General features: G+C 46.8%; 6 protein-coding genes and 3 tRNA genes. 3 read left to right on the top strand and 6 right to left on the bottom strand.

Going from position 1 to position 6974, the window contains the following annotated elements; translation table 11 throughout:
- Positions 1-191: 191 nt before the first annotated feature.
- Positions 192-2687 carry a ribonuclease R gene (gene rnr / locus Q1M25_RS06880; RefSeq protein WP_300483256.1) on the bottom strand — a complete coding sequence of 832 codons (2496 nt, stop codon included), beginning with the start codon at positions 2685-2687 and terminating at the stop codon, positions 192-194.
- Positions 2688-2766: 79 nt separating this feature from the next.
- Between rnr and Q1M25_RS06875 the strand changes: the two genes are divergently transcribed.
- The 3 genes from Q1M25_RS06875 to Q1M25_RS06865 all read left to right on the top strand — a co-directional run bounded on the left by Q1M25_RS06875 (position 2767) and on the right by Q1M25_RS06865 (position 3132).
- Positions 2767-2853, top strand: a tRNA-Leu gene (locus Q1M25_RS06875).
- 38 nt (positions 2854-2891) lie between these two features.
- Positions 2892-2978: transfer RNA gene (locus tag Q1M25_RS06870), tRNA-Leu, on the top strand.
- 63 nt (positions 2979-3041) lie between these two features.
- A tRNA-Ser gene (locus Q1M25_RS06865) sits at positions 3042-3132 on the top strand.
- Positions 3133-3312: 180 nt separating this feature from the next.
- Here the strand turns inward: Q1M25_RS06865 and Q1M25_RS06860 are convergent.
- From Q1M25_RS06860 to dnaQ, 5 genes are all read right to left on the bottom strand, one after another.
- Positions 3313-4056: a thermonuclease family protein gene (locus tag Q1M25_RS06860; protein WP_300483254.1), complete on the bottom strand. Its 744-nt coding sequence runs from the start codon at positions 4054-4056 to the stop codon at positions 3313-3315.
- A gap of 74 nt (positions 4057-4130) precedes the next feature.
- Complete coding sequence (gene rpiA, locus Q1M25_RS06855; protein WP_003679072.1) at positions 4131-4802, bottom strand: ribose-5-phosphate isomerase RpiA; 672 nt, start codon at positions 4800-4802, stop codon at positions 4131-4133.
- Positions 4803-4845: 43 nt separating this feature from the next.
- Positions 4846-5325: a 2-C-methyl-D-erythritol 2,4-cyclodiphosphate synthase gene (ispF, locus tag Q1M25_RS06850; protein ID WP_300483250.1), complete on the bottom strand. Its 480-nt coding sequence runs from the start codon at positions 5323-5325 to the stop codon at positions 4846-4848.
- Between the two features lie 31 nt (positions 5326-5356).
- Entirely contained in the window at positions 5357-6043 is a 687-nt protein-coding gene (gene ispD, locus Q1M25_RS06845) for a 2-C-methyl-D-erythritol 4-phosphate cytidylyltransferase (protein ID WP_300483247.1), read from the bottom strand.
- Complete coding sequence (gene dnaQ, locus Q1M25_RS06840; protein ID WP_300483258.1) at positions 6040-6777, bottom strand: DNA polymerase III subunit epsilon; 738 nt, start codon at positions 6775-6777, stop codon at positions 6040-6042. The genes ispD and dnaQ overlap by 4 nt, the downstream gene beginning before the upstream one ends.
- Between the last annotated feature and the right edge of the window lie 197 nt (positions 6778-6974).

Raw genomic sequence — 6974 nt, 5'->3', positions numbered from 1 at the left:
CGAGATCTACACTCTTTCCCTACACGACGCTCCTCCGATCTGTTTTCCACCAACCAACTGCGCGCTTTTTTAACCGTATCGCAATTGGGAATACCGTATAGTTTTATCATCTTATTTATCCTTGGTTGTCTTCATAAAATCACAAATTCAGGCCGTCTGAAACTTTTCAGACGGCCTGAATTGAATACAGCTTATTTCTTAGCAGCTTTCTTCACTTTAATCTTCACACTTTTACCTTGAGCATTATTTTTATGCCCAGCTTTAACAGAAGCTGTTTTCGTCTGCGCTTTTTTCTTGCTTGCGGCTTTAGGTTTGCTTGACTTGGCAGGCTTGGAGGTAGGTTTACTTTTCACCTTGCTCTTCTTTGCCTTCACGGGAGTAGCCAACGCTTCATCAATTTCTTTAGCCGAAAGTTTACGCTTACGCTTTTCGACAGGCTTGTCAACAGCTGTCGGCTTACTCACAGATTTCGCTTTTCTACTGCCGCGTTTCTTACCAACTGAACCGCCGCTGATTAAGGTCAAATCAATCTTGCTGGTATCCAAATCAGCACGCGCGACTTTTACAGTGACCGTATCACCCATGTTGAAACGGACACTGCTGCGTTCGCCCTCAATCGCCATAATTTCAGGACGGAAGTTGAAATAATCTTCTCCCAAATCACTGATATGAACCAAGCCGTCAATATGAATATCGTCCAAGGTTACAAAAATACCGAAACTGGTCATGCCCGAAATCTTGCCGCTGAAGACTTCGCCGACTTTGTCGCGCATATAATAAGTTTTCAGCCAGTTTTCCACATCGCGGCTGGCTTCATCGGCTCGGCGCTCGCAGAAAGAGGTATGCACGCCCAAAGCCTGCCAAGTTTTATTGGGCTGGTAAGTTTGTCCGTTCAATACAGCCTTAATAGCACGATGGACCGTCAAATCTGGATAACGGCGGATAGGCGAAGTAAAGTGTGCATATGCGCTATAAGCCAGACCAAAGTGACCGTCGCAATGCGGCTCATAAACCGCCTGCTGCATAGAACGCAACATCATTACTTGTAACAATTCCGCGTCTGGACGTTTTTTGAATTGCTCGGCAAGCGCAGCATAGTCTTTCGGCGTCGGATTATCACCGCCACCCAAACTCAGCCCCAGCAAACCAAGCTGCTCGCGTAAAGTGGCCAGTTTTTCGGGAGTCGGGCCCAAGTGATTGCGGAACAAAGCAGTATGTTTGTTTTTCAGCAAAAATTCTGCCGCGCAAACATTCGCCGCCAACATACATTCTTCAATCAGCTTGTGCGCATCATTGCGGACAACGGGAACGATCTTGTCGATTTTACCGTTGTCATCAAAAATCATCTGAGTCTCAACGCTCTCAAACTCAACCGCGCCACGCTCGAAACGTTTTTTCTGCAAGATTTTAAATAACTTATACAGAGTATCAATTTGCGGTTTAGACGGATGATCCCGGCCGTCTGAAATCCAATCCCAAACTTGATTGTAAGTCAGTCGCGCATGCGAACGCATTACTGCCGGATAGAAACGGTATTCCTTGATATTGCCGGCATAGGTAATCATCATATCGCACACCATACACAGGCGTTCAACATCAGGATTGAGCGAGCAGATACCGTTGGACAACTTCTCCGGCAGCATCGGAATCACACGGCGTGGGAAATACACGCTGGTACTGCGTTCCTGAGCATCTACATCAATTCCGTCATCAGGACGGACATAATGGCTGACATCGGCAATCGCTACCACCAAACGGTAATTGCGGCCGACTTTTTCAGCAAAAACCGCATCGTCAAAGTCCCGTGCAGTTTCGCCGTCAATGGTTACCAGAGGCAAATCGCGTAAGTCCACGCGCCCTTTCAAGTCGGTTTTACGCACATGATCGGGAATTTTCTTCGCAGCTTTGACACATGCTTCGCTGAATTGATGAGGCAAATGGTGCTTGCGCACAGCGATTTCGATTTCCATACCGCTGTCGGCATAATCGCCCAACACTTCAATTAACTTAGCCACAGCAGGACGATGCGCTTCAGGATACGTCTCAATTTCAGCCACAATCACTTGGCCGGATTGCGGTTTAAATTGCGCCACACTTTCAGGCTCTAACACGATACTTTGGCTCAAACGCTTGTCTTCGGCCTCCAAAATGGCCACGCCGCGATCCATATAAAAACGGCCGACCACTTTAGACTGCGCACGCTCCACCACATCCAAAACTGTACCTTCACGACGGCCTCTGCGGTCGATACCGGCAGGACGAACGGTAACAATATCCCCGTGCATCACGCCGCGCATCTGACGCTCATACAAAACGAAATCGCCTTCGCCCGTCGGCGTTAGCGGCACGGCAAAACCAAAGCCGTCTTTATGCGCTTCGACACGGCATTTAACCAATGCCAATTTTTCTGCCGCGCATACCGCGCCACGTCGGTTGATCAACACCTGACCATCACGTGCCATCGCTTTCAGACGGCGTTCGAAGAATTCATATTCATCTTCTGTAATCGACAATTCATGTGCCAAAGCTTCGATTTTTGTCGGCACACCTTTTTGTTCCAATAATTCAATGACCCACTCACGGCTGGGCAACGGATGAGAGTAACGTTGTTTCTCCCGCTCCAAATACGGGTCTTTTTCTCGTAAATTTAAAGATTTAGTATTTTTGTTCATTTTGATAGTTGACATTCTTTTTTTAAAATATATAATAGCTGCTTCTTCGCAGTTCAGGTAGTCAACTCTACCTTAAATTGAAGAATAAAGCAAAGCCCAGGTGGCGGAATTGGTAGACGCGCTAGCTTCAGGTGCTAGTGTCCTCACGGGCGTGGAAGTTCGAGTCTTCTCCTGGGCACCAAATAATTTGGTGCTTCTTTGCTTAAGAAAATTTAAATTGCCCAGGTGGCGGAATTGGTAGACGCGCTAGCTTCAGGTGCTAGTATCCTCACGGGTGTGGAAGTTCGAGTCTTCTCCTGGGCACCACTGATAAATCAATCAGTTAAGTTTTCACATTATTCTGAATAACAAGTCAGGATAATAGTCCACAGAGAGGTGGATGAGTGGTTTAAGTCGCACGCCTGGAAAGCGTGTATACGTGAATAGCGTATCGAGGGTTCGAATCCCTTCCTCTCTGCCAGATACTAAAGACACCAACTAATGGTGTCTTTTTTCATATCTGCCCTTCTTAAAAATATTACATTACACTTTTATTTCTCTTACCTTCCAATCAGAAACCTGCCACTCATTCTTATCTTAATACTAAACCTTAATGATTAAAGGCTCTCTGAAAGTTTTCAGACGGCCTCTTTCTTAAAACTTACCAAATCCCAAACCATTGTTTATCAGACTGCTTTTTATTACCGTTCTGCTGCTCGTGGTTTTGACGGCGAAATTGCCAAGGTGCTTGCGGATTGTCTTTTTTCCATAAGCCTTTACGCTTTTCCTTGGCTTGTTTTTGTGCGGCCGAATAGTCAGTGTAAGCGGTTTTACTTTGTTGTTTTTTGGCATAACTTTCATAATGCCATGCGGCGCCATCCCGTATTTGCATCAAATTCAGGTCAATCGTGCCGACTGATACTTGGGCAACTTCGCGCTGGTAACGGTCGGCTTCAAACACGCGGACTTTGGCTTTTTTATGCAATGCGGCATCAATCAGATTGTCTCGTGATTGCGTACCATAAGCCTGGTTGATTTCCGGCGCATCGATATAGGCCATGCGGATTTTGTGTTTCCTGCCATCGCTATCGATAATGTGCATGGTATCGCCATCATGGATTTTGATGATTTTTCCGTTGTATGTGTAGGATTGTCGCGATGACTTTTGTTTTTGTTCCGGTTTGGGTTTGGGTTTAGCTTCAGCTTTGGTGTCAGAGGTGGCTTTGACGACATTTTCACCTAGCCATTCATTGACCTTTTCCAAACCGATATTATCGCCTTGTGCCAATGTTGCAGCAACGCTTACCCCGGTACGAATCAACTCGGTATCGCGTGAGCTGTAACCAAGCGCGCCCAAAACGGATAAAACAACGGGCAACCATTTTATAATTTTACTGATTTGCATATTTTGCCAAATTGAAGGCCGTCTGAAAGACCTAATGCACTTTCAGCCGGCCTTTTAAGATTGATTAATCTTCATTAATCCTGACAAGGCAGGATGACTTTTGCGCCTTCTGCCGTACCCAAAACCAACACATCGGCGGCATCGCGGGCAAAAATACCGTTTTCGAGTACGCCGGTAATTTTATTGATTTCATCTTCCATTTTCAGGGCTTGGTCGATATTGAGGCCGTGAACATCGACGATTTGGTTGCCATAGAAAGTAGTATAGCCGACACGCAACTCAGGCTGCCCGCCCATGGCAAGCAGTTTGCGCGACACCAGCGAACGGGCATTTTCAACCACTTCTACCGGCAATGGAAATTTGCCCAAGCGGGAAACATATTTGCTTTCATCGGCGATACAGACAAATTTATCGGATGCGCTGGCCACGATTTTTTCGTTCAAATGCGCACCACCGCCGCCTTTAATCATTTGCAGCGCGTGGTTAACTTCGTCTGCGCCGTCAACATAAACCGCCAAACCCATCACTTCATTCAGTGAAACTTCTGGAATCTCGTATTTCGCCAAAAGCTCGCTGGATTTTTTAGAAGTAGACACGGCACCCTTGATTTTCTTACCACTTTTACCCAAAGCTTCGATAAAGAAGTTGATGGTAGAGCCGGTACCGATACCGATGTATTCGTTTTCAGGAACAAATTCCACCGCTTTTTCGGCGGCAATGCGTTTAAGTTCGTCTTGAGTTGCCATATTGTCAGTCTTTCAGTTTGAATAATAAAGTAATTTTAAGCTCTTAGGCTTTAATCAGCAATACTGTCGCTTGTGCTTCAATGGCTTCCATACGTCCCAGATAGCCAAGTTTTTCGTTGGTTTTGCCCTTGATGTTCACGCAGTTTTCAGGCAAACCTAAATCTGCAGCAATATTGGCGCGCATTGCCGGAATGTGTGGCGCAAGTTTTGGCTTTTGCGCAATCACGGTCGTATCGACATTAACCACCTTCCAACCCAATGCCTGCACGCTTTGATAAGCCTCGCGCAACAACACACGGCTGTCGGCATCTTTGAATTCGGCGGCAGTATCAGGAAAATGACTGCCGATATCGCCCAAACCGGCCGCACCCAACAGAGCATCGGTAATCGCATGCAAAAGCGCATCGGCATCTGAATGACCCAGCAAGCCTTTTTCAAACGGAATATTGACGCCGCCGAGTATTAAATCTCGGCCTTCAACCAACTGATGGACATCGTAGCCCTGTCCGATACGGATATTCATATTGTTTCCTTAAATAATGGGTTTTAATTGTTCAGACGGCCTTGAGCAACAATCTAACAATGTATTCGTCTTGCGGCAGCGTTAATTTCAAATTGCGCGTATCACCCTGCACCAAGCGCGGCCGGATACCCAGTTTTTCAACCGCCGATGCTTCATCCGTAATCTCACTCAAATCATCAACCGATAAAGCACGGTGTAACAAGGCCGTCTGAAAAAGCTGCGGCGTCTGCGCCTGCCATAATCCTGCGCGCGCAACGGTTTCATCAATATGATGATTGCCATCTACCCGCTTGAGCGTATCGGCCACCGGTATGGCCAAAATACCGCCTTCATTGCTCTCGCCCGCCTCATCAAGCAAACGCGTTAACGCTTCAGCAGGTAGGCAACAGCGCGCGGCATCATGAACCAAAATATTGTCTTGCATATCGGCTAAACCTTGTTCTAATAAAGTAGATACGCCGTTGCGTACCGTTTCAGCACGACTTGCGCCGCCTACTCGAAAGACGCGTACTTTCTCAGACAGGGCCGTCTGAAAAACCGAATCTTCCGGCGAAAGGATAACGGCAATTAAATCTATACAAGGGTGTTGCTCAAAGATTTCTATGGTATGTTGCAATACGGTTTTACCATTGATTTCAACATATTGTTTGGGTTTGCCTGCGCCAAATCGCGTTCCCACACCAGCAGCAGGAATCAAAGCGATATTGCGGCGCATCATGCTGACGCTCCGGCATTGGCCTCATCTGGTGTTTCGGCCTTGCGCCATACACACGCATCGCCCAAATCATCCAAATATTTTTCATGTGCGGCCAACTCGTCCGCATTGGCTTTGATGACTTTCAACTGCGACGTACGTTTGGTTTCCGCAATAACGGTTTGTTTAACTTCGCCCTCTTCTTCCGCCTCGCCGCCCATCAGGTCGAACTGCTGACGCGTCATGGCAAGATAGACTTCACCCAAAAGCTCGCAGTCGATTAACGCGCCGTGCAAAACACGTTTGCTGCGGTCAACGGAAAAGCGGTTACACAACGCATCCAAACTCGCCTTTTGCCCCGGGAACATTTCACGCGCCATAGCCAGCGTATCGGTGACTTTGCAACCAAGTTCCTCAACAGAAGGCAAACCCATGCGACGGAATTCCATATTCAGAAAGCCGACGTCAAACTTGGCATTATGGATAATTAGCTCTGCGCCACGGATAAAGTCGGCAATCTGTTCACCCACTTGGGCAAACGGCGGCGCATTCTTTGCTTCCAATGCTTCAATCGTCAAACCATGCACCTTCGCCGCTTCCTCCGGCATATCGCGTTCGGGGTGGACATATAAATGAAGTTTGGAGTCGGTCATTTGGCGGTTGATCATTTCCAAGCCGGCAAATTCGACCAGACGGTCGCCGTTTTCAGGATAAAGACCCGTAGTTTCCGTATCGAGGATAATCTGACGTTGGCTCATGGTTGGTGGTTTCTGCAATTATCAAAACGCCTTGAATCATACTGAAGGCCGTCTGAAATGTATAGTCAGCAAAACTTTAGCTGCTTTTGAAATACCCTTTTATAGCTGGATATTTTTCAGACGGCCTTTATTCTTTTTTCATCCAATAGCCATCTATTACTCCAATTTTGAGTAGAAAATCCAATTTCTACAAAATT

Origin of the sequence: uncultured Neisseria sp., assembly GCF_951230505.1 — a bacterium.
Classification (GTDB): Bacteria; Pseudomonadota; Gammaproteobacteria; order Burkholderiales; family Neisseriaceae; genus Neisseria.
The sequence above is the reverse complement of the archived record's forward strand: the minus strand, read 5'-3'. Positions and strand labels throughout refer to the sequence as shown.